Here is a 21,735-nt window from a genome sequence, read left to right as displayed (position 1 = left end):
ATTTACTATGAAAATTGTTATTGTTGGAAGCTCCCACGCCGGAATTTGTGCCGGATTACGGGCGCTTGAAGAATATCCAGAAGCCGAAATTACGCTTTATGATAAGCGTAATCAGGTTTCTTTTGTTTCTCAAGGAATTATTTCTTATCTGGCGGGTCAAAAATCTGTCCTTTATCAATCTAGTTACTCTTCGGTAGAAGAACTAAAAAATGCTGGTTTAAACATGCAGTTAGAAACTTTCGTTGAAGAGATTGATACAAAAAATAAAAGCTTATTTTATCGGAGAGTAGATTCTAAAAAGACAAAACGTGCTCCCTATGATAAATTAATTTTAGCCACAGGTTCTTATCCAGCGATGACTTCAGTTCCTTTTGATGAAAAAAGTAAACTTTTCTTTTTAAAGAGTATGGATGATGCGATAAAAACAGATGAATTCCTAAAGGCGGCTAAAAATGTTGTGGTAATTGGTGGAGGAATGACTGGAGTTGAAGTTGCGCGAATTACTCAAGAAAGAGGGATTCAAACAACACTTATTCATCGCAATAAAAATCTTTTGAATGATTATTTTGATGAACCAGCAAGTCATTTATTGGAAAGTTGGATGAATGCTGAGGGAACGCGTCTTCTTTTGAATACGGAGGTGACAGAAATCAGAGCTGATAGAGAGAATACTGTCATTCATACAGCGACAGGTCAAGAAATAGCTGCTGATGGCGTAATATTTACGATTGGTTTTCGTCCAAATTCTTATCTGCTTAATCAACAGGTTGAATTAGGCGATAAGGGAGCAGTCGTCGTTGATGAGTACATGCAAACAAGTTGTCCAGACGTTTTTGCTGTAGGAGATGTTTCGACAAGTTATGTTAATTTGTTGGGAAAAAACTATTATCTTCCACATGCGTCTGATGCTGTGCGTGATGGTGAAATTGCGGCGATTAATTTGCTTACTCCTCATCAAAAAATTAATAGTACTCAGGGGACATACCATGTTCCGATGAAAAATTTAGTGATGGCTATGACTGGGATTACAATAAAACAGGCGGTTGATTCTGGTTATGATGCAGATGCAGTTCATTTACTAAATGAACATTTGGATGGACATTCGCCAAGTAATATTTGGATGATTTATGAAAGACGTACTCATCGAATTCTTGGCTTACAATGTATTGGGAAAACCAGTGATATGGCGGAATATGTAAATATTTTCTCACTAGCGATTCAGCAAGAGCTAAAAATTGAAGAGATTGAGTTTACAGATTTTTATTTCGAACATGGTTATAAAGACCCACGTGGTTTCAATCGCATACTGGCTCGACTGGTAAGGGAGAATGAAAGGTAGATTCTGGTGGAACCGACTAATAAAGAGATAATTTATTGTCAAAAAGTACTTCATTTACTTGAGGATTTGCAGAAAGTTCAACAAAGCATTGAATCTTTTGCTGAATACTCCGATAAGCAAAAAATTCATACTCATCAAACTCTATCATTGATTTTAAAATTAATAATTTTTCTTATTATTTTAGGAGTAGGAATACTTTTAAAGTTATCATTAGTTCTTTTGTTGGTGATTTCAGTTGTCTATTTATTCATTTTTTGTCTTTTGTTCAGATATGATTCCAAAAAGTTTAAAGAAAAATTAGCTTTAGGGGGCGGAACTTCTCTAAAAATGAAATCTTTAAATGCTGATTTGAATAAGCTTAAAGCAGAAGAAATAAAAATTCAAACTGAACTAAATCATTTCAATCGAATTCCCTCACAGTTTAAAACAACAGAGGTCGTAAGTCATATGATTCGCTACATGAAACGTGGCGAAGCACAAAATATTGAAGAAGCTCTCTATTTTTGGAAAATGGATGAGACCAAACATTCAGCTGGTAAATAAAGTTACTGACAAAGGCGTCAATAACTATTGATTCTAAAATAAAATAACTGACAGAGTTGTCAGTTATTTTATTCTTGAAAAAGAGTGAAAAGCAACATTTTTTTATGCTATAATGAGAAATGAAATTCTATTTGCTAAGGATAGAAAAAATAAGATAAAGGGTCAAAAAACATGGAAAATCTGTTTGAAAAATTGATGGAACAAATCAAAATGCCACCAAATTTGCGTCGTTCTAGCCAATTTGAGCATGCTGATATTGAAAATGTTGAAGTGCATACGGCAAGTAAGCTATGGCACTTTCAGTTAATTTTTGATGAGATTTTACCAATTGATACATATAAATTACTGACAGAACTGACAGAAACTGCTTTTTCTACAATTGCTCGTACAGAAATTTCTGTCAGCAGTCGAAATCAAAATATTGATGAGCAAAATCTTAATGATTATTATCAATATGCACTTACACTTCCAGAATTATGCGATTCTGCTTTTTCAAGTATTTTTAAGAAGTATCATCTTGAAAAAGAAGAGGAAAAAATTCACTTAATGGTGGAAGATAATCCGCAAATGGACTTTTTTGTGGAAAAATATTTTCCAATTCTCGAGGAAAAATTTAAGTCTTTCGGTTTTGGAGAATTAAGAATAGCCCCTATAGTTGACCAAGAGCTGACAGAAACACAAGCAGCTGCTCACGCTGAAAAAGTTGCGGCTCGCTTGGCAGCTCAAACTGCAGAACAAGCCCAAATTTCTGAAATCAAAAAACAACGTTCAGAAGAACGAGAAAGCAAAAATACTAGAGAAGCAAAACCAGAATTTGTGGAAACGGCACTTTCTGACGGGATTTTCTTTGGTCGAAAAATTAGTGGACAAAGCCCAATTACTAGCATGTCTTTTATTGCTGGTGAAGGTTTTGGGGTTATTTTTGAGGGACTTGTTTTTGAAGCCGCACACCGTGAGTTTACGGGAAAAGAATCCGGAAAAGTCAATCATATTTTAGAATTAAAAATGGCTGATGAAACTTCAACTTTTATGATTTCAAAATGGGGTCGTAAGGATGAAGAAATTGCACAATTTGACCAAATTGTCAGCACTGTCAAAGCTATGAATGAAAAAATTATAACTGACCGTACTGATGGAGAAGATAATTTTACTGACAGCTTATCTGATGCTCTTTGGTTACGTGTGCAAGGAAATATTGAACACGACAAATACAAAGATGATTTGGTGATGACCGCTAATGCGGTTGTGGAAATTAAACCTAAACCAACCATTGATCGTGTTGCTCTTCAAATCAAGGCTGTAAAATCAGATAAAATTCAATTAGGTCGTGAAATCAAAAATAATGAGCCCGTCACTCCGATGCGTTCTGTCAGTGAATTTTCGACTAACGGACCAGTTGTTTTTGAAGGATATGTCTTTAAAGGCGAACTCCGTGAAATTAAATCACGTAAAACAGGAAATATTAGTTATCTTCTTGAATTTGAGATGACTGATTACACTTCAAGTTTTTACGTTCAGAAATGGCTACGTGGCGAAGAAGAAATTCAGCTAGCCAAACAAATTAAAGCGGGACTATGGTGTCGTGTCCGCGGGAATGTTCAACGGGACAATTTCAAAAATGATCTAGTCCTACAATTGACTGATTTGATTGAAATTCCGACACAAAATGTTCGTGAAGACAAATCAGATGAAAAACGTGTTGAATTTCACGCGCATACTAATATGAGTCAAATGGATGCCATTCCTTCTGCTTCTAGTTTGGTTGCTCAAGCTGCTAAATGGGGACATAAAGCTATTGCAATTACTGACCATGGTGGTTTGCAATCTTTCCCTGAGGCTCACTCGGCTGGAAAGAAGAATGGTGTCAAGATAATCTATGGCGTCGAAGCCAATCTTGTTGAAGATAAAATTCCGATTGTTTACAATGAAACTGACGTTGATATGTATGAATCAACTTATGTTGTATTCGATGTGGAAACAACAGGACTTTCGGCAGTTCATAATGATCTGATTCAGATTGCGGCAACAAAAATGCACAAAGGAAATCCAATTGATGAATTTGATGAATTTATCAATCCAGGATATCGTTTGAGCGAATTTACAACAGAATTAACCGGAATTACAGATGACCATGTCAAAAATGCCAAACCATTATATGAAGTTCTAACAAAATTCCAAAAGTTTTGTGAAGGAACAATTCTTGTTGCGCACAATGCAACATTTGACGTGGGCTTCATGAATATGAACTATTCACGAAACGGTTTGCCGATTATCACGCAACCGGTGGTTGATACCCTCGAATTTGCCCGTAATCTTTATCCCGAAATGAAACGTTTTGGTTTGGGTCAATTGACTAAGAAATTCCAAATCGGACTTGAACATCACCATATGGCCAATTTTGATGCGGAAGCAACCGGACGTTTGCTCTTTGTGTTTTTGGAAGAATTACGTACTAGAAATACAGGATGGACAAGTCTTTTAGAACTTAATGATAAATTGGTCAGTGAAGATTCTTATAAAAAAGTTCGTCCAAAACATGTCACCTTATATGCCAAAACGCAAGAAGGTCTAAAAAATCTCTTCAAAATTGTTAGTTTTGGGAATGTTAAATATTATGCTGGTCTTCCTCGGGTTCCACGTTCTGTTTTAGAAGCCAACCGCGAAGGATTGTTAGTCGGATCGGCCTGCGAAATTGGTGAAGTTTTTGACGCAGCAATCAATAAAACATTTGAAGAAACGCTTGAAATCGCCAAGTTTTATGATTTTATCGAAGTATTTCCACCAGCTCTTTATCGTTCGCTCGTTGTCGGTGGTTCTTTCAAATCAGAAAAAGAATTAGAACAAACGCTTAAAGATTTGATAAAAATTGGTAAGACTTTAGGCAAACCAGTTCTGGCAACAGGTAATTTACATTATTTGAACCCAGAAGATGCTATTTATCGAGAAATTATTGTCCGCTCACTTGGTCTTGGAGCTGAAATTAACTGGACTCAAGGGCACGGGGAGCATGCCAAACCTCTTCCATTACCTGAAGCTCATTTTAGAACAACTGATGAAATGCTTGAGGCCTTTAGTTTTCTTGATGAGAAGACTGCGCGTGAAATTGTCATTGACAATACGCAAAAGATGGCTGATGAATTTGATGTATTGACTCCAGTTCGGGATGATTTATACACACCTAAGATGGTTTTTGATGGAGGAGAAACCTCCGAAGAACGGATTGTTCGCTTAACTTATGAAAAAGCACATGAGTGGTATGGTAATCCATTGCCAGATATTATTGACGCACGACTTGAAAAAGAACTTCGATCGATTTTAGGAAATGGTTTCTCGGTTGTTTATATTATTTCACAAGAGCTTGTAAAACGTTCTAATGACCGAGGCTATATTGTTGGTTCACGGGGTTCTGTTGGTTCATCACTTGTTGCGACAATGATTGGGATTACCGAAGTAAATCCCTTGGCTCCACATTATCGTTGTCCGGAATGTCAATATTTTGAATGCTATGATGATGGATCTTTCGGTTCTGGTTATGATATGCCAGACAAAAATTGCCCTAAATGTAATCATAAACTCATCAAAGATGGACATGATATTCCTTTTGAAACTTTCTTAGGTTTCAAGGGAGACAAAGTTCCCGATATCGATTTGAACTTCTCTGGTGATGATCAACCCCTTGCTCACTTGGACGTTCGAGATATCTTTGGCGAAGATTATGCCTTTCGGGCGGGAACAATTGGTACGGTTGCTGAAAAAACTGCCTTTGGTTTTGTCAAAGGTTATGAACGTGATTATGATCAATATTATGGAAATGCAGAAATTGACCGTTTAGCTGCGGGATCAACCGGTGTTAAGCGAACAACAGGACAACACCCAGGTGGGATAATCGTTATTCCAAATTATATGGATGTTTATGATTTTTCTCCTGTTCAATTTCCGGCCGATGATGTTAATGCCGAATGGCAAACGACTCACTTTGATTTCCATGCGATTCATGACAACATCTTAAAGCTTGACATACTTGGACATGATGACCCCACAATGATTCGAAAATTACAAAGTCTCTCTGGTATTGTTCCTCAAGATATCCCAATGGATGACCCAGGAGTAATGAAGCTTTTCACTGGGACAGAATCTTTGGGCTTAACTGAAGAACAATTAGGGGTAAAATTAGGAACTTTGGGAATTCCTGAAATGGGAACCTTCACCTCAATGAACATGATTGCCGAAGCTAAACCGAAAAACTTCGCAGATTTACTCCAAATTTCTGGACTTTCACACGGGACGGACGTTTGGTCAGGAAATGCTCAAGATTTAATTCGTTCAGGGATTGCCGACTTATCGAGTGTCATTGGTTGTCGGGATGATATTATGGTCTATCTTATCCATAAGGGGCTAGAAAATGGTCTTGCTTTTACAATTATGGAACGGGTGCGTAAGGGAATGTGGAATAAAATTCCCGCTGAAGAACGTGAAAAATATGTAGAAGCCATGCGAGAGCATGATGTTCCTGAATGGTATATTGAGTCTTGTTCAAAGATTAAATACATGTTCCCTAAAGCCCATGCGGCAGCTTATATCATGATGGCTTTGCGGGTGGCTTATTTCAAAGTCCATTATCCTATTTACTATTACTGCGCATGGTTCTCTATTAGAGCGACTGCCTTTGATATTGGGGTTATGGGAGCAGGTCTTGAAGCAGTTAAAGCCAAAATGAAAGAAATTAAAGATAAAGGTTTCGATGCAACAAATGTTGAAACTAACCTTTATACGACTTTAGAGCTATGTAATGAAATGTTAGAGCGTGGTTTCACTTTTGGTAAAATTGATCTTTATCGTTCGGAGGCTACTGAGTTTGTTATTGATAGCGATACTTTAATTCCACCATTTGTAACAATGGATGGATTGGGTGAAAACGTAGCAAAACAAATTGTTGCAGCGCGAGCTGAAGGTGAGTTTTTAAGTAAAATGGAACTTCGTAAGCGTGGTGGTGTTTCACAAACGATTATTGAAAACATGACCAATATGGGTGTTCTTGAAGGAATGCCTGATGATAATCAATTAAGTCTATTTGATGATTTCTTTTGATTTTCATAAAATACTCTTATCTTAAATGATGAGAGTATTTTTATTTTTAGAAATAACAAAATGTCGAAAAAACTTCGGCTTTTTTGTTACATTAACTGATTATTTGCGTATAGTCTAGTATGATACCAAAAATGGCAAAAGAATTAATTCAAAAAGCAATTGATAGAGGTGCATCAGATATTTATCTGATTGCTTCAAAAGAAAAGTATAAACTTTATTTTCGACAAATGACAGCGCGTGTTCTGGTGGAAGAAATTGAGTTAGAAGTTGGTTTAGCATTACTTACTCACTTTAAGTTTCTAGCTGGGATGAATACGGGTGAACGCAGACGAGTTCAATTGGGAGCTTGTTGGTATGAATTAGAGGAAAGTAATGCAAAACGTTTGCGTCTTTCAACGGTGGGGGATTTCGAGGGTAATGAATCTTTAGTGATACGTCTCTTGCATGATCAAAACAAAGAACTTGATTTTTGGTTTGATGAAGAACTAGATAATTATGATTGTAAAAGAGGATTGCATCTTTTTGCTGGTCCAGTAGGCTCGGGCAAAACATCTTTAATGTTTGATTTAGCGCGTCGTCATTTTACAGGTTTACAAGTTATCACTATTGAAGAACCCGTTGAGTTGATTGATTCTGATTTTATTCAATTACAAGTCAACGAAGTGATTGGTAACAGTTATGATGAATTAATTAAATTATCACTGAGGCATCGTCCAGATTTGTTAATCGTTGGTGAAATTCGTGATAAATTGACCGCTCAAGCAGTTTTACGGGCTAGTTTGACAGGCTATACAGTGTTTTCAACTGTTCATGCCGCTTCTGTTAGAGGTGTCATTCAGAGATTATCAGAGCTGGGTTTAAGTCATTGGGAAATAAAAAATGCTTTATCAAGTGTTGTTTATCAGCGTTTAATAGCTGGGAAAGGAATATTAGACATTGCCAAAAACGAATTTGAGTCTTGGTCATCAGAAAATTGGAATAAAAAAATTGATCAGCTACTTACAAATGGATATCTCACACCTAATGAAGCCAAGAGGGAAAAAATTAGGACTGATTAAACAAGCCAAACTTATCCAACTGATGGGAAATCTCTTGAATAGTGGATTTAATTTAGGAGAAGTGATAAATTTCTTATCTTTATCAAAACTTGTGGAAAAAGAATTTACCTTGAAAATGAAAGAAGGTCTCGCTTCTGGTCAATCTTTATCAGAGCTTTTAGAAAGTCTTTTATTTTCTAAAAATGTAGTGACACAACTTGCTTTGGTAGAAGTGCATGGTAACTTGTCAGGAACAATGCAGTTGGTTGAACTTCATTTAAAAAAGCAACTTAAAGTTAAAAAGAAATTAGTGGAAGTTGCCACTTATCCAGTATTGTTATTAATTTTTTTGGTTGGAATTATGTGGGGCTTAAAAAACTATTTATTACCACAACTTAATAGTGGTAGTAACTTTACTACGCTGTTAATTAATCATTTACCCTTGGTATTTTTTTCATTTGGAGCTTTTATGTTTTTACTGACAGCTTTGTCAGTAACTCTTTTCAAGCGTAAATCAGCAATAACGAATTTTACATTTCTTGCTAAATTACCACTGATTCATCCTTTTATTCGTTTATACTTAACCGCTTACTTCTCAAGAGAATGGGGAAATCTAATTACTCAAGGTGTCGAGTTACGACAAATTATCAACTTGATGAAAAAACAAAAAAGTAGAATTTTTTCAGAAGTTGGTGAGAAACTTGATTTAGACTTGAATGCTGGTCGGTCTTTTGAACAAGCTGTCAGTAATCTTAAGCTTTTTTTACCAGAGCTTTCTTTAATGATTGAATATGGAGCTATCAAGGATAAATTAGGTTTGGAGCTTTCGTTGTATGCAGATGAATGTTGGGAACAATTTTTTACAAAGATAGATTGGTTAATGCAATTAATTCAACCTCTCATTTTTGTGTTCGTGGCTTTAATGATCGTTTTATTATATGCAGCCATGCTATTGCCTATCTACTCTAATATGGGTTCCGGAATATAGAAAGGAAAAAGAGATGATAAAGAAAAAGGATTATATTTTAAAGAGAATTCAAAAAATATTTTTAATTTTTAGAGTTTGGGGAAAAAAATGTTATCAGAAAGAACAAAAGGCTTTTACTTTGATAGAGATGCTGATTGTCCTGGCTATTATTAGTATTTTGATATTACTTTTTGTTCCAAATTTAATTAAGGAAAAAACACAAGTTCAAAAAACAGGGGAGTCAGCAGTTGTAAAAGTAGTTGAAAGTCAGGCTCAACTTTATGAATTAGATCATAATGATGAGAAACCGAGTCTTTCGGACTTATTCGGTGCTGGGATGATTACTCAAAAACAAATCTCTGCCTATGATAATTATTATGAACAAAATAAAAATGAAGAACGAAATTTTAATGACTAAAGCATTTACTTTGCTAGAGTCTCTTCTAGTTTTGCTGATTATTTCTTTTATCACAACTCTTTTTTCTTTAGAAATCATACAAACAGTCCGTCTTTTTAAGGGAGAATTGTTTGTTCTTCAGTTTGAAGACTTCTATAAAAGAAGTCAAGAAGATGCTGCACTGCTTCAAAAATCTGAAAGTTTAGTTGTTAAAAATCACGAATTAAACTGTGAAGATAGAAGAATAACAATTCCAAAGGAGGTAGAAGTCAAAGAGTTTACAGTTAAATTTGACGATAAGGGAGAGAATTCTAGCTTACAAAAACTCACAATTTCTTTACCTTACGAAAAAAAACTCATCACTTATCAATTGGAGATAGGCAGTGGAAAATTTAAAAAGAAGATCAGTTAAAGCTTATTTGCTTTTGGAAAGTTTGATTAGTATAGCTCTACTCGCTTTTCTAGTCAGCTTTATCATAAGCTCTCTTGTGCAAGTAAGACAAAAAGATACGGAAGAGAATCAAAAGATTGAAGCTTTAAACGTGGCACAAATGGCGATTGAAAGTCACTTAACAGAATTATCAATAAACGGTTCTGATATAAAGATAAATGAAAACCAAAATTTACTGATTATTAGTAATCATGGAAAGGAAATTTTGCGACTTGAACTTCAAAGTTAGGGCATTTACCTTGTTGGAGTGTTTGGTGGCACTTCTTGCAATTTCTGGATCAGTCCTTGTCATCTCAGGTTTAACAAAAATGTTGAAAGAACAAATGGCGATTAGTCAAAGTAATAGCATAAAAGATTGGCAAATTTTCTGTCAGCAAATGCGTTTTGAACTCTCAGGAACAAAATTAGACAAAGTAGAACAGAATTTTCTGTATGTAACTAAAGATAAAAAACTAAGGTTTGGTTTTATGAGTGATGATTTCCGTAAGACTGATGACAAAGGTCAGGGTTATCAGCCAATGCTTTATAATATAAAAACGGCTAAGATTCAAGCTACTAAAAATTTAATAACCATAAGAATTGATTTTAATCAAGGAGGTGAAAGAACATTTATTTATCAATTTCCAGAAGACAAGTAAGAGGAGGAATACTTCTATATACGCTGGTCTTATTATTGATGTTTTCAATGTTTCTTCAGTTTTATTTGCAGACACAAGTAGCTGATGCTCGACAATTAAGACGTGAAAAGGAGCAGCTAACTGCTGAATTAATGGTATCAGTAGCTCTAAAGACTGATTTAAAATCTCAAGGTCAAATTCATTTTGATTCAGGGAATTTGTCCTACAATTTACTGACAGATTCTTCAGCCAGTTCAAAAATTACTGACCATTCAAGTGATGAAAAAACTTATCAATTTAGTATCCATCTAAAAGATGGCACAAACTTTCAAATAAAAAATTAAAAAAATAACGTTAACTGGTTGACATTATTTTTTCTTTACTATATAATTAACCAGTAAACTAATTATGGGGGACGAAATACGATGAGTTTAGCAAATCAAATCGACCAGTTTCTTGGTACAATCATGCAATTTGCAGAAAATAAGCATGAAATATTACTTGGTAAGTGTGAAAGTGATGTAAAACTAACAAGCACTCAAGAACATATTTTAATGCTTTTGGCAGAACAAATATCGACAAATGCTAAAATTGCCGAAAAACTAAAGATTTCTCCAGCAGCAGTAACTAAAGCTCTAAAGAAATTACAAGAGCAAGAACTAATTAAATCAAGTCGAGCCACAAATGACGAACGCGTGGTCCTTTGGAGTTTGACAGAAAAAGCGGTTCCGGTTGCTAAGGAGCATGCTACTCATCACGAGAAAACTCTGAGTACTTACCAGGAATTAGGGAACAAATTTACTGACGAAGAACAAGAAGTGATAAGTAAATTCTTATCAGCACTTACGGAGGAATTTCAATGAAAAAGATATTGATGTTACTTGCTATTCCAGCAGTTTTACTCTTGGCAGGTTGTCAAAAATCAGCCAGTAAGCCAGAAGTTGTCACAACTTTTGAGCCAATGTACGAGTTTACGAAGGCAATTGTCGGTGACAAAGTCGATGTCGAAAATATTGTACCTGCTAATCAGGAAGTTCATGAATTTGAACCAAGTGCAAAGCAAGTTGCGACAATGACAAATGCCCAAGCTATTGTTTATAATTCTAATGACCTCGAAAAATGGGCGAAAAATGTAAACAGCAAGGGAATTAAAATAGAAGCCAGCAAGGATGTTGATAAGATATCTGGCGACCCTCATACTTGGATTAGTCCAAAACAAGCAATTATTGAAGTTAATACCATTGCCTCTGAGCTTGGAAAAAAATTCCCAGATGATAAAGCAACTTTTGAAAAAAATGCAGCAAGTTATGTAGTTAAATTGAAAAAGCTAGACAGTGAATTTGATACTTTGAAAAATGCTAAACAAAAAACATTTATTACTCAACATGAAGCTTTTGCTTATCTAAGTCGTGATTATGGTTTGAAAGAAATTGCTATTGCTGGATTAGACCCAGAAGTAGAACCTTCAGCATCAACGCTAGCTAATTTAAAAGTTGAAATGGAAAAAGCAGGACTAAAAAATGTTTATTTTGAAGGAAATGCTAACAGTAAAATTGCTGAGACTTTAGCAAAATCAGTAGGTGCAAACCTTATTGGTATCAATACTGTCGAAGGATTATCTGACGAGCAGAAAAAAAATGGCGACAATTATCTCACGCTGATGCAAGATAATTTGACTGCTTTAAAGAAAACTATCAAGTGAGTTTAAGGAAAAATTAAGATGAAGGATTTATAATGAATTTCTTCCAAAAAATCTTTTCATAAAACTCCTTGAAACTCTCGTTCTTATGAACGGGAGTTTCGTGTTTTTGAAATAAAAATAGATTAGTAAGATAAACTCCGAAATAAGAATTACTATTAGAGATATAAAGAGAAAAAATGAGATATATCAATGTTGAAAACTTGACTTTCTATTACGATAGAGAGCCAGTTTTAGAAAATATCAGCTATCATGTTGATTCTGGTGAATTTGTCACATTAACAGGTGAGAATGGGGCTGCCAAATCAACTCTTATAAAAACAACTTTGGGAATTTTAAAACCTAAAAAAGGTAAAATAAAAATTTCTCCCAAAAACAACCGAGGCGAAAAATTAAGGATTGCTTATCTTCCCCAGCAAGTTGCAAGTTTTAATGCTGGTTTTCCAAGTTCGGTTCATGAATTTGTTATGAGCGGACGCTATCCGAGACAAGGTTGGTTTAAAAAAATGACAGCTCACGACTCAGAACACGTTAAGGCAGCCCTTGACTCAGTAGGAATGTGGGACTACAGAAATAAGCGTATTGGTGAACTCTCTGGAGGGCAAAAGCAAAGAATTGCTATTGCAAGAATGTTTGCTAGTGATCCTGACTTATTTATTCTTGATGAGCCAACAACAGGAATGGATGATGTATCAAGTAGTGACTTTTATGAATTGATGCACCATGCGGCTCATAAACATGGAAAATCTGTTTTAATGGTCACTCATGATCCGGAAGAAGTGAAAGATTATGCTGACCGAAATATCCATTTATTGAAAGATAAAAATGGGAAATTTGCTTGCTTTGATTTGCATACAGACCGCGATAGAGTAGCTCAAGAAAAGCAACAAGAATTAAAGGAGGAAACTGATGTTTGAATTATTTCAGTATGATTTTATGCGAAACGCTCTTTTAGCAGCAACCGCTATTTCAATATTTTCTCCTTTGCTTGGCGTATTTCTTGTACTACGTAGACAGAGTTTAATGTCAGATACATTATCACATGTATCATTAGCCGGTGTCGCTTTTGGGGTTCTCTTAAGTTGGAATCCAACGATTACAACTTTAATTACAGTTGTAATTGCGGCTGTTTTTCTAGAGTATTTAAGAACAATTTATCATAACTATATGGAAATTGCGACGGCCATTTTGATGTCAGCAGGACTTGCCATTGCCCTTTTGATTTTGAATTCCTCAAAAGGAGCAACAAGTGTTAGTTTGGAGCAATATTTATTTGGCTCAATTATCACAATTTCCTTATCGCAAGTGATTATGCTTTTTGTTTTAGCAGCTGTCGTTTTACTTGGATTTATTCTCTTTTTACGTCCGCTTTACGTGATGACTTTTGATGAAGATACAGCTTTTGTTGATGGACTTCCTGTTCGATGGATTTCGATTGCATTTAATATTGTCACGGGGGTTGCTATTGCCTTGATGATTCCTGCAGCGGGGGCTTTACTTGTTTCGGCAATTATGGTTTTACCTGCTTCAATTGCGATGCGTCTAGGCAAATCTTTTAAAGCTGTGTTGTTTATCTCGGTTATTGTAAGTTTTATTGGTTTAAATGCTGGCTTGATTGCCTCTTACTATATGGATGCTCCAGCATCTGCCGCAATTACTTTAATTTTCATCGTCCTTTTCTTGGTAACTTCAAGTTTAAAACGATTGATTCGAGCCTAAGAAATAAATAAAAAGAAGTGGTAAAAATCACTTCTTTTTATTTTGTTTTATTTAAAATGTCAAGGAAGCTAGTACTAATTGCTGAAATTTCTAAAATTTTATTTTCAAACGGATGAGGAATAATAATTTTACCAGCATGAAGCATCATTCTCTCCTGTGATTTTTGACCATACAAAGCATCACCAATGATAGGATGATTTAATGAAGATAAATGGACACGTATTTGGTGAGTTCTTCCAGTATCTAAGGTACATTTAACAAGAGTTTTGTCAGTAAATTTTTTGATAATCTCAACATGAGTCACTGCTTTTTGACCCTTTGCGGAAAGGATTCGTTTATTTTTATCATGGCGATTCTGACCAATGGCCCGATTAATGGTAAATTGATTTTCTGGGAAATGACCTTTGACTAGTGCCAAGTATTCACGATGAATTTTATTTTCTTCAAACATTTTACCAAGAATAGGGAGAACAAATTGATTTTTTGCAAATAAAACAGCACCAGATGTTGCTTGGTCCAGGCGATGGACAACAAAAACTTCTTGGTTGATTGCCGCTGCAACATGATTTTGTAAGGCTAATTCATCAGCCGTATTTCCGTGGGTCTTCATTCCTTCAGGTTTATTGACAACAATCAAATGTTCGTCTTCATAAAGGATGTCAGCTAAATTTGCTGAACCGAATTTTAGAGATAAATTAGAGAAATCCTCATTATCAAAAATAAGAGTGATTTTATCTCCAGCATGGACGAGCTGATTTTCGTTAATAAGCTTGTTATTGACTAAGCAATGTTTTTTCATTCTTAGAAAGTGTCTTTGTTTACGAGGAATGAACCAAGTTTTTTCGAGTAAATCAGAGACAGGCTGTTCTATAAAATTTTCGGGTAAAATGAAGTTATATTCCATATTCACATTATACTATAAGTTTTTATTTGGCCCAAAAATATAAGAAACTGAAAGGGTGACAGCATCGGGATTATCAAGAGAATTACTTTTCAATTAACTCTAGGTTTGTTATAATCAAAGTATCTTCTTAAAAATACGTAATAAAGATAACTCAAAATGTAAAAAATAATAAATATTATGAGTGAATTATAGAAAGAGAAAGAAATGCTAACAAAAAAATTTAAAGAAACATTAAAATATGAAGGTTCAGTTTCCCTCACTTCATGGGGAGCAGAGGAAAGTCCTCATGTTACAGGAACATGGATTTCTTATTTACAGCTAACCAGTGATGAACGAATATTGGCACCAGCAGCAGGGATGCATTATTTAGAAGAGGATATTAAAGTGAATGATACAATTTATCTGATGCTTGGGGTTAGAGAAGTCGAAGGTAAAAATGGCTATCAAGGGATTGGCTTTAGGGTGAGTGCTAAAGCAAAACTTATTTCAAATGGTCCAGAATTTGAAATGATGAAAGAAAAGTATCCATTTTTGCGAGCAGTTCTTGAACTTACTCCAGCGGAAGTAGAACAACTATTATAAAGATAATATTTCATCTTAGAAGTTTTGTTTATAAAATTAAATGAGTTTTGAATAATTATAAAATGATTTATTAATCATTTTTTTAATATAATAGTTATTAAGGGGTGAAGAATATGAAATTTTATGATATCGAATTTTTAAAATCGCAAGCTGGACTTAGCGATTATCTTCGATATATCTTTATTTTTGGGAGTCTTGTAGTTCTTGTTATTGTATTTGCTATATATATTAAGCATAGAATTAAAACAAAATATAGAGATCTTAGTATTATTTTATTATTATTTATTATTTTAGAGATTGGTATACAATATTCAAATTATCAAATTAATCAATCTAAGCATACTCAATCTTCACAGATGGTTGGATTTATTGAAAGAGTTGCTAAAAATGAAAGAACGAATAAAAATAATATTTTTGTTAATTCCACACAATTAGCTGATGGTGTGATTGTAAAGATAAAAGGTGATTATTATAAAGTTAATCTTAGTGCTGATCAGCAATCATATACTCTTACCAAAAGTTACTTGATTAATCCCGAAAAATAAAAAATTAGGAGTTATAATGCAATTATACAGCCCAATAATATTAAAATTTGCTTTAGGTATTATTTGTTTAATTATTCAAATAAATTTAATGGGGAAAGGTAATCTTGCTCCCTCATCAGCAATGGATCAAGTTCAAAACTATGTTTTAGGAGGAATTATTGGTGGAGTCATCTATAATGATTCTATTACGGTCTTACAATTTGTCTTGGTTCTAATCATATGGACACTGTTAGTGTTAATTTTAAAATTTGCAAAGGAGCACAATCGCTATGTAAAATTAATCGTTGATGGTAAACCCTTGACTCTAATTCAAGATGGAAAAGTGAGAGTAAATGAATGTCTCAGAAATGGAATTTCTGCTAATGAATTAATGTTTAAATTACGTTCCAACGGTATTTATGAGATACATAATGTTAAAAGAGCTATTTTGGAGCAAAATGGCCAATTGACATTGATTGAATTTGGTGGTGAAAATATTAAATATCCAATTATTGTTGATGGACAAGCAAATCTTGATGTTCTCGAATTAATTGATAAAGATGAAAATTGGCTTGAACAACAAATTAATCTGCAAGGATATAACCAAATTAAGGAAATTTATTTGGGAGAATACTTATCAGGTGAACTTAAACTCTACGGATACACAAAGTAGGTATTAAAAAGCGAATCCTTTCTTTTTAATTTGGAATGAGCTAAATTATACATGGATTTACAAATGATAAAAGTCTCAAAAATTATTATTTATTGTTGCTATATTGATAATAAAGATATAAAATTTATAAATAGAATTTTGATACTAGAAGTAAAACGATTGAAAAATCCAGAGAAATCTTTATAATAAAATATAAATCCCTTTCGTTTTACAAACTTACATTGTAAGCAAAAGGGATTTTTAGTAAAATAATCAAAACTGAAAAAACGATGTCTAAGGACCTTACAAAGATGTAAGGCAAAAAAAGCAGAAAAGTATTAAAATAAGGTATTACTGTATTCATTTGAGTAGGTAAAGAAATAAAAACATCTGAGGAACGATATATGTCTGAAAATAATAATTTCAGTCGGCGCAATAAAAAGGAAACTAAAAAAAATAGTTTAAAAATCCCTAATTTGCGCCCTAAAAAACAAAAAAAGCTTGAAGAAGAAACAGAAAAACCGGCTAAAACGAGATTTGGTAAATTCATGAAACCAATTAAACGCTTTTGGAGACGTTATAATCTGACAAAAATTACAATTATTTTTGTTTTAGTAGCCATTGTTTCGACGGGATCATATCTTTTTTACTTAGCTAAAACGGCTAATGTTAAAGTACTGCAAAGCTCTATTTCAGCCCAGACAATTATTTATGACAAAGATAATAATGAGGCTGGAAATCTTTATGGTCAAAAAGGAACACCGGTAAAGATCGACCAAATTTCCAAAAATATTACAAATGCTGTTGTGGCAACAGAAGATAGAACTTTCTATAAAAATCATGGTGTCAATTTGAAACGTTTTGCTCTAGCAGCCGTTACCCTTGGCCGTTTTGGTGGTGGTTCAACAATCACTCAACAATTAGCCAAAAATGCTTATTTGACTCAAGAACAAACGATTGACCGTAAAGCGCGTGAGTTTTTCTTGGCACTTGAAATCAATAAACATTATAGTAAAGATGAGATTCTTGACATGTATCTGAATAATTCTTACTTTGGTAATGGTGTATGGGGCATTCAAGATGCAGCTTTGAAATATTTTGGTGTTCCAGCAAGCGAAGTAACTGTTGATGAAGCAGCCAGTCTTGCGGGAATGTTAAAGGGACCCGAAATTTATAATCCTCTTTACGAAAAAGGAAAATATGCGACTGATCGACGTAATACAGTTTTGCAAAATATGGTTAATGCTGGTTATTTGGAACAGTCACAGGCAGATACTTTTATGAAAGTTGACTTACAAGCTCAATTGCAAGACAATTATCAATCTAAAAGTAGTCAATATAAATATCCAAGCTACTATAATGCTGTTATTTCTGAAGCGGAACGCAAGTATGGTCTGACATTACAAGAAATCATGAATAATGGTTACAAGATATATACGGGTATGGATCAAAATATGCAATCTGGCTTGCAAAAAACTTATTCTGACCCAAGCTTCTTCCCCCAAGCTTCGGATGGAACTTATGCACAATCTGCTTCGGTTGCTATTGATCCTAAAACGGGAGCTGTCAATGCTCTTGTTGGAAATGTTAATACGGAAGGGTCAAATAGCTTTACTGATTATAACTATGCCACAATGTCTAAACGTTCTCCTGGTTCAGTTATCAAACCCCTCATTGTTTACGCTCCGGCAATTGAAGCAGGTTGGTCAATTGACAAAACTGTCGATGATTCACCAGCGGACTATAATGGCTGGAAACCAACCGATTTTGATAATCAATGGCGTGGACAAATCCCGATGTATACTGCTTTAGCAAATTCATATAATATCCCTGCGATTAATACTTATCAGGCGATTGGACCAAAAGTTGGGAATGCTTTAGGACGGGAGTTTGGTTTAGATTTAAGTAGTAAAAATGATGTTTTGCCAACAGCACTTGGAGCTGGAGTTGAAACGAATCCATGGCAAATTGCTCAGGCTTATCAAGTTTTTGCAAATGGTGGAGTGATGAATGATGCGCATTTGATTACTAAAATTGAAAATGCTGCAGGACAAGTTGTAAAAACAGCAAAAGTAACCAAAAAACGGGTTATTAGTAAAGATACAGCTGACAAAATGACTCAAATGATGCTGGGGACTTATACTAATGGTTCTGCTTGGAAAGCTTCACCTAAGTCTTATACGCTTGCTGGTAAGACGGGAACCAATGAAGACCAAGACCAGTGGGTAGTAGGTTATACACCAGATGTGGTTATGGCACTCTGGATTGGTTATGCGGATGGAAAATATAAACTGACAGGTTCATCAGAAGGACAAACCTCAGTTATTTTCCGTCAGGAAGCTAGTTATATGTTGCCTTATACTAAAGGAACGGCATTTACAGTGGAAAATCCTTATGCCGAAGCAGGTGTTGCCGCACAAGAACCTTATTGGACTCAACAAAGACAATATCAAGATGATATTGTAGATCAAGAGCAAGCAGAAGCTCACACGACTGGAAATACACCAGAAAGCTCTAGTTCTAGTTCCTCTTCATCATCCGACTCTAACGGTTTAGACCTTGGAAAAGTTGGTAAAGATATTGGAGATGCAGCTAAAAATGCTTGGGATAAAGTTAAAGGAATTTTTGGCAACTGAAACTTAAAAAAGGGGTAGAAATGTGGTAGAATTAGAGGGAAAGCGTAGTAGTTTTAAGACAAGAAAATTTTAAAGAATAAAGATAGAAATCGAGAAGAAAAATGAAGCGTTACGTCACAGGTTTTAATGGATTACGGACGATTGGTGTTTTAACAGTTATTCTATATCACCTCTGGCCAAACCATGTTCAGGGTGGTTTTCTTGGTGTTGTTTTATTCTTTGTTCTCTCGGGCTATTTGGTGACGGATTCGCTCCTTCGCGAGTATGAAAAAAATAAGAAGATTAATATTTGGAAGTTTTGGGGAAGAAGATTAAAGCGTCTCTATCCTTTACTAGTTGCAATTTTTCTTCTTGTGACACCTTATATCATCATTTTTCAACCTAATTTGTGGGCGGGATTACGTTCTAATTTCCTTTCTGCTATATTTTCGGTTCAGAACTGGTGGCAGATTTCGCAAGGAAGTTCTTATTTTGCTGATATTGCCGGTGCTTCACCTTTTAAACATATTTATTATTTATCAATCGAGGGACAATTCTTCATCCTTTGGCCTTTGCTTTTGATTGTTTTGTTAAAATTTGTTAAAAAAAGAGGGCGAATATTTATTATTGCCAATGTTTTAGCTTTGATTTCGGCTATCTTGATGGCAATCCTTTTCGTTCCCGGGGCAGACCCAACGAGGGTGTATTATGGAACGGATACACGTTTCTTTAGCTTGATAATGGGGGCTAGTCTTGCTTTTATTTGGCCTTTGAATAAACTCTCTCATAAAGTTAATAAAAGAGCGACTAAAATTGCGTGGCAATTGACTATTGGATTATCTTTGTTCTTGCTGCTTGCTTACATCTTTATGCCTGCTCAAGGGACATTTACTTATTATGGTGGAATGTGGCTAGCAAGTTTGTTCAGTGTGATAATGGTTGCTTTAGTGGCACATCCAAGCCTTCCGACTAACAAACTATTTTCAAACCCTGTTTTTGAATATATTGGCTCACGTTCTTACGGAATTTACTTGTGGCAACTTCCTGTTTTTGCTTTCGCTGAAGCTAAGGTACTTGCTCCTACCGCTTGGTATAATTTAATTTGGCAATTGGCGCTCATTCTTATTCTGACGGAACTTTCATATCGTTTGATTGAGTTGCCAGCGCAGCGCTTTGATTATAGTAATATTTTAGAAATCCTTCAAAATTTTGTTCGAGAAAAGGGTTGGAAACTTAAAAAGAATATTTTACCGATGCTCCTTTCAGGGCTTGCTCTGATAAGCTTAGGTTTCATTATTTTTTCACCGCCTTCACCTCATGACCAACGAGTGATTGAAGAAAAAATAATGGCTCAACAGGTTGCTCTACAAAAGAAACAATTGGCTGAAGCTAATAACAAAGTACCAATGTCCTTAAAGGCGGTAGCAGAAAAGTATAAGGTTCAACCTGTAGTTGCTGAGAAAGCCTCTCAAATGAATGTTCTAGCCCTTGGAGATTCGGTTATGGTTGCCGCATCTACAAATCTTCAAGAAGTTTTTCCACACATGTATATTGATGCAGCAGTTGGAAGACAAGCGGAGTCACTAGCTACAGACTTAACGAATGCTAAATCAAAAATGCCTAATCCTGATGCTTACTTAATTGGTCTAGGAACAAACGGAACAATTAAAGAAGCCGAAATTGATGCAGCGATGAAAGTGGCTGGAAATAAACCTGTTTATTGGATGAATGTCCACGCAGACCGTGTTTGGGCAAAACCTAATAATGATTTGCTGACGAAAATGGCAAAGAAATATAAAAATTTGAAAATTATTGATTGGAATAAAAAAGCATCTGGTCAAAGTTCATGGTTCTACAGTGATAATATTCATCCTAAAGGAACAGGGGCCGAAAAATACGCCGCTTTAGTAGCTAATAGTCTGACCAATGTGGAAAAATAGTTTGCGCTTCTAAATAATTTTTGATAGAATAAGAGATAATATGTTAAGAAAAGCTGGATTAGCGTGCACCATATGTGGTTCACGAAATTATACCCTCAATCTTTCGTCAGTTGCGAAAGAAAAACGAGTTGAAGTTAAAAAGTTTTGTCGTACTTGTGGCAAGCATACATTACACAAAGAAACGCGTTAAATCGTATTTACTTTTAATAGGTTTTAAACGCGGCGAACTGACATTCTGTCAGTAAACTTTTATAAGAAATGGACTCTGTCAGTAAATTTGTGGCGGGGATAGGAAGAGATTATGTTTAAATTTATTGGTAGCATTGTTGAAGAAATGAAATTAACCACTTGGCCAAGCAGAAAACAATCTGTTCGTGATTTTTTTATGGTCATTGAATATACTGCTTTCTTCCTGGTGTTCATCATAATTTTCGATTGGGTAACTCAACACGGAATTACATTTAGTGTTGACCATTTGGTACCATTTCTTAAATAATCTATAAATCTGTCATTTATGACGGATTTTTCTTTTCTAATTTTATTAAAAGTCCTTTTAATTCAAGATAAATATGATATAATAATATTATCTGATAAGGGCTTGGCCCTTTTTCTTATACCCAAATTACTGGCAGAATTTCTGTCAGCTGGGATTTTAACTGAT

22 protein-coding genes are annotated in these 21,735 nt (G+C 34.8%); 21 read left to right on the top strand and 1 reads right to left on the bottom strand.

The features are described 5' to 3' along the window. Positions 1 to 7 precede the first annotated feature (7 nt). From QJV49_RS06450 to QJV49_RS06385, 14 genes are all read left to right on the top strand, one after another. Positions 8 to 1,339, top strand: coding sequence for an FAD/NAD(P)-binding oxidoreductase (locus QJV49_RS06450; protein WP_225512498.1), 1,332 nt, complete (start codon positions 8 to 10; stop codon positions 1,337 to 1,339). 6 nt (positions 1,340 to 1,345) lie between these two features. After that, the gene (locus QJV49_RS06445) at positions 1,346 to 1,882 is read left to right on the top strand and encodes a hypothetical protein (protein ID WP_225512499.1); all 537 of its coding nucleotides are present in this window, start codon (positions 1,346 to 1,348) and stop codon (positions 1,880 to 1,882) included. Positions 1,883 to 2,053: 171 nt separating this feature from the next. After that, positions 2,054 to 6,970, top strand: a complete 4,917-nt coding sequence (locus QJV49_RS06440) for a PolC-type DNA polymerase III (protein WP_225512500.1) — start codon at positions 2,054 to 2,056, stop codon at positions 6,968 to 6,970. 119 nt (positions 6,971 to 7,089) lie between these two features. After that, a complete protein-coding gene (gene comGA, locus QJV49_RS06435) occupies positions 7,090 to 8,028 on the top strand; it encodes a competence type IV pilus ATPase ComGA (RefSeq protein ID WP_225512501.1) in 939 nt (312 codons plus the stop codon). After that, the gene (gene comGB / locus QJV49_RS06430; RefSeq protein WP_225512580.1) at positions 7,922 to 8,995 is read left to right on the top strand and encodes a competence type IV pilus assembly protein ComGB; all 1,074 of its coding nucleotides are present in this window, start codon (positions 7,922 to 7,924) and stop codon (positions 8,993 to 8,995) included. Before comGA ends, comGB begins: the two co-directional genes overlap by 107 nt. Positions 8,996 to 9,122: 127 nt before the next feature. Further along, a complete protein-coding gene (gene comGC / locus QJV49_RS06425; protein ID WP_281449176.1) occupies positions 9,123 to 9,392 on the top strand; it encodes a competence type IV pilus major pilin ComGC in 270 nt (89 codons plus the stop codon). Beyond that, complete coding sequence (gene comGD, locus QJV49_RS06420; protein ID WP_225512503.1) at positions 9,352 to 9,783, top strand: competence type IV pilus minor pilin ComGD; 432 nt, start codon at positions 9,352 to 9,354, stop codon at positions 9,781 to 9,783. Before comGC ends, comGD begins: the two co-directional genes overlap by 41 nt. After that, positions 9,755 to 10,051, top strand: a complete 297-nt coding sequence (comGE, locus tag QJV49_RS06415; protein WP_225512504.1) for a competence type IV pilus minor pilin ComGE — start codon at positions 9,755 to 9,757, stop codon at positions 10,049 to 10,051. Before comGD ends, comGE begins: the two co-directional genes overlap by 29 nt. Continuing rightward, positions 10,014 to 10,460, top strand: a complete 447-nt coding sequence (gene comGF / locus QJV49_RS06410) for a competence type IV pilus minor pilin ComGF (RefSeq protein WP_370632039.1) — start codon at positions 10,014 to 10,016, stop codon at positions 10,458 to 10,460. The genes comGE and comGF overlap by 38 nt, the downstream gene beginning before the upstream one ends. A 47-nt stretch (positions 10,461 to 10,507) precedes the next feature. Then, a complete protein-coding gene (locus tag QJV49_RS06405; protein ID WP_225512506.1) occupies positions 10,508 to 10,783 on the top strand; it encodes a competence protein ComGG in 276 nt (91 codons plus the stop codon). 81 nt (positions 10,784 to 10,864) lie between these two features. Further along, entirely contained in the window at positions 10,865 to 11,302 is a 438-nt protein-coding gene (locus QJV49_RS06400; protein WP_010906313.1) for a zinc-dependent MarR family transcriptional regulator, read from the top strand. Continuing rightward, the gene (locus QJV49_RS06395) at positions 11,299 to 12,141 is read left to right on the top strand and encodes a metal ABC transporter substrate-binding protein (protein ID WP_225512507.1); all 843 of its coding nucleotides are present in this window, start codon (positions 11,299 to 11,301) and stop codon (positions 12,139 to 12,141) included. Before QJV49_RS06400 ends, QJV49_RS06395 begins: the two co-directional genes overlap by 4 nt. Positions 12,142 to 12,317: 176 nt before the next feature. Beyond that, positions 12,318 to 13,055 carry a metal ABC transporter ATP-binding protein gene (locus QJV49_RS06390; protein WP_012898617.1) on the top strand — a complete coding sequence of 246 codons (738 nt, stop codon included), beginning with the start codon at positions 12,318 to 12,320 and terminating at the stop codon, positions 13,053 to 13,055. Next, the gene (locus QJV49_RS06385; RefSeq protein ID WP_014570791.1) at positions 13,048 to 13,857 is read left to right on the top strand and encodes a metal ABC transporter permease; all 810 of its coding nucleotides are present in this window, start codon (positions 13,048 to 13,050) and stop codon (positions 13,855 to 13,857) included. The genes QJV49_RS06390 and QJV49_RS06385 overlap by 8 nt, the downstream gene beginning before the upstream one ends. A 37-nt stretch (positions 13,858 to 13,894) precedes the next feature. Here QJV49_RS06385 and QJV49_RS06380 read toward each other — a convergent pair whose 3' ends face one another. Beyond that, complete coding sequence (locus QJV49_RS06380; protein ID WP_058204413.1) at positions 13,895 to 14,761, bottom strand: RluA family pseudouridine synthase; 867 nt, start codon at positions 14,759 to 14,761, stop codon at positions 13,895 to 13,897. A 204-nt stretch (positions 14,762 to 14,965) separates the two neighbouring features. Between QJV49_RS06380 and QJV49_RS06375 the strand changes: the two genes are divergently transcribed. The 7 genes from QJV49_RS06375 to secE all read left to right on the top strand — a co-directional run bounded on the left by QJV49_RS06375 (position 14,966) and on the right by secE (position 21,570). Beyond that, complete coding sequence (locus QJV49_RS06375) at positions 14,966 to 15,343, top strand: pyridoxamine 5'-phosphate oxidase family protein (protein ID WP_225512508.1); 378 nt, start codon at positions 14,966 to 14,968, stop codon at positions 15,341 to 15,343. Between the two features lie 113 nt (positions 15,344 to 15,456). Beyond that, on the top strand, positions 15,457 to 15,888 hold the full coding sequence (locus QJV49_RS06370; protein ID WP_010906308.1) for a DUF3290 domain-containing protein: 432 nt from the start codon (positions 15,457 to 15,459) through the stop codon (positions 15,886 to 15,888). 16 nt (positions 15,889 to 15,904) lie between these two features. Beyond that, positions 15,905 to 16,540 carry a DUF421 domain-containing protein gene (locus tag QJV49_RS06365; RefSeq protein ID WP_225512509.1) on the top strand — a complete coding sequence of 212 codons (636 nt, stop codon included), beginning with the start codon at positions 15,905 to 15,907 and terminating at the stop codon, positions 16,538 to 16,540. A 383-nt stretch (positions 16,541 to 16,923) separates the two neighbouring features. Then, positions 16,924 to 19,155 carry a PBP1A family penicillin-binding protein gene (locus tag QJV49_RS06360; protein WP_225512510.1) on the top strand — a complete coding sequence of 744 codons (2,232 nt, stop codon included), beginning with the start codon at positions 16,924 to 16,926 and terminating at the stop codon, positions 19,153 to 19,155. A 101-nt stretch (positions 19,156 to 19,256) separates the two neighbouring features. Beyond that, the gene (locus QJV49_RS06355; RefSeq protein ID WP_225512511.1) at positions 19,257 to 21,074 is read left to right on the top strand and encodes an acyltransferase family protein; all 1,818 of its coding nucleotides are present in this window, start codon (positions 19,257 to 19,259) and stop codon (positions 21,072 to 21,074) included. Between the two features lie 40 nt (positions 21,075 to 21,114). Further along, positions 21,115 to 21,264 (top strand): 50S ribosomal protein L33, encoded by a 150-nt coding sequence (gene rpmG / locus QJV49_RS06350; protein WP_010906305.1) that lies wholly within the window; start codon positions 21,115 to 21,117, stop codon positions 21,262 to 21,264. Between the two features lie 111 nt (positions 21,265 to 21,375). Further along, positions 21,376 to 21,570 (top strand): preprotein translocase subunit SecE, encoded by a 195-nt coding sequence (gene secE, locus QJV49_RS06345; RefSeq protein ID WP_225512512.1) that lies wholly within the window; start codon positions 21,376 to 21,378, stop codon positions 21,568 to 21,570. Positions 21,571 to 21,735 lie beyond the last annotated feature (165 nt).

Origin of the sequence: Lactococcus sp. NH2-7C (assembly GCF_029953655.1) — a bacterium.
Taxonomy (GTDB): domain Bacteria; phylum Bacillota; class Bacilli; order Lactobacillales; family Streptococcaceae; genus Lactococcus; species Lactococcus lactis.
This window is presented reverse-complemented; position numbering and strand designations above follow the sequence as displayed.

What these genes read in the sequence shown, in the direction of transcription:
- QJV49_RS06450 (WP_225512498.1), top strand. Translation starts at nt 8, where the DNA reads ATGAAAATTGTTATTGTTGGAAGCTCCCACGCCGGAATTTGTGCCGGA.
- QJV49_RS06440 (WP_225512500.1), top strand. Translation starts at nt 2,054, where the DNA reads ATGGAAAATCTGTTTGAAAAATTGATGGAACAAATCAAAATGCCACCA.
- comGA (WP_225512501.1), top strand. Translation starts at nt 7,090, where the DNA reads ATGATACCAAAAATGGCAAAAGAATTAATTCAAAAAGCAATTGATAGA.
- comGC (WP_281449176.1), top strand. Translation starts at nt 9,123, where the DNA reads ATGCTGATTGTCCTGGCTATTATTAGTATTTTGATATTACTTTTTGTT.
- comGD (WP_225512503.1), top strand. Translation starts at nt 9,352, where the DNA reads ATGAACAAAATAAAAATGAAGAACGAAATTTTAATGACTAAAGCATTT.
- comGF (WP_370632039.1), top strand. Translation starts at nt 10,014, where the DNA reads ATGGAAAGGAAATTTTGCGACTTGAACTTCAAAGTTAGGGCATTTACC.
- QJV49_RS06405 (WP_225512506.1), top strand. Translation starts at nt 10,508, where the DNA reads ATGTTTCTTCAGTTTTATTTGCAGACACAAGTAGCTGATGCTCGACAA.
- QJV49_RS06400 (WP_010906313.1), top strand. Translation starts at nt 10,865, where the DNA reads ATGAGTTTAGCAAATCAAATCGACCAGTTTCTTGGTACAATCATGCAA.
- QJV49_RS06395 (WP_225512507.1), top strand. Translation starts at nt 11,299, where the DNA reads ATGAAAAAGATATTGATGTTACTTGCTATTCCAGCAGTTTTACTCTTG.
- QJV49_RS06390 (WP_012898617.1), top strand. Translation starts at nt 12,318, where the DNA reads ATGAGATATATCAATGTTGAAAACTTGACTTTCTATTACGATAGAGAG.
- QJV49_RS06385 (WP_014570791.1), top strand. Translation starts at nt 13,048, where the DNA reads ATGTTTGAATTATTTCAGTATGATTTTATGCGAAACGCTCTTTTAGCA.
- QJV49_RS06380 (WP_058204413.1), bottom strand. Translation starts at nt 14,761, where the DNA reads ATGGAATATAACTTCATTTTACCCGAAAATTTTATAGAACAGCCTGTC.
- QJV49_RS06375 (WP_225512508.1), top strand. Translation starts at nt 14,966, where the DNA reads ATGCTAACAAAAAAATTTAAAGAAACATTAAAATATGAAGGTTCAGTT.
- QJV49_RS06370 (WP_010906308.1), top strand. Translation starts at nt 15,457, where the DNA reads ATGAAATTTTATGATATCGAATTTTTAAAATCGCAAGCTGGACTTAGC.
- QJV49_RS06365 (WP_225512509.1), top strand. Translation starts at nt 15,905, where the DNA reads ATGCAATTATACAGCCCAATAATATTAAAATTTGCTTTAGGTATTATT.
- QJV49_RS06360 (WP_225512510.1), top strand. Translation starts at nt 16,924, where the DNA reads ATGTCTGAAAATAATAATTTCAGTCGGCGCAATAAAAAGGAAACTAAA.
- QJV49_RS06355 (WP_225512511.1), top strand. Translation starts at nt 19,257, where the DNA reads ATGAAGCGTTACGTCACAGGTTTTAATGGATTACGGACGATTGGTGTT.
- rpmG (WP_010906305.1), top strand. Translation starts at nt 21,115, where the DNA reads ATGTTAAGAAAAGCTGGATTAGCGTGCACCATATGTGGTTCACGAAAT.
- secE (WP_225512512.1), top strand. Translation starts at nt 21,376, where the DNA reads ATGTTTAAATTTATTGGTAGCATTGTTGAAGAAATGAAATTAACCACT.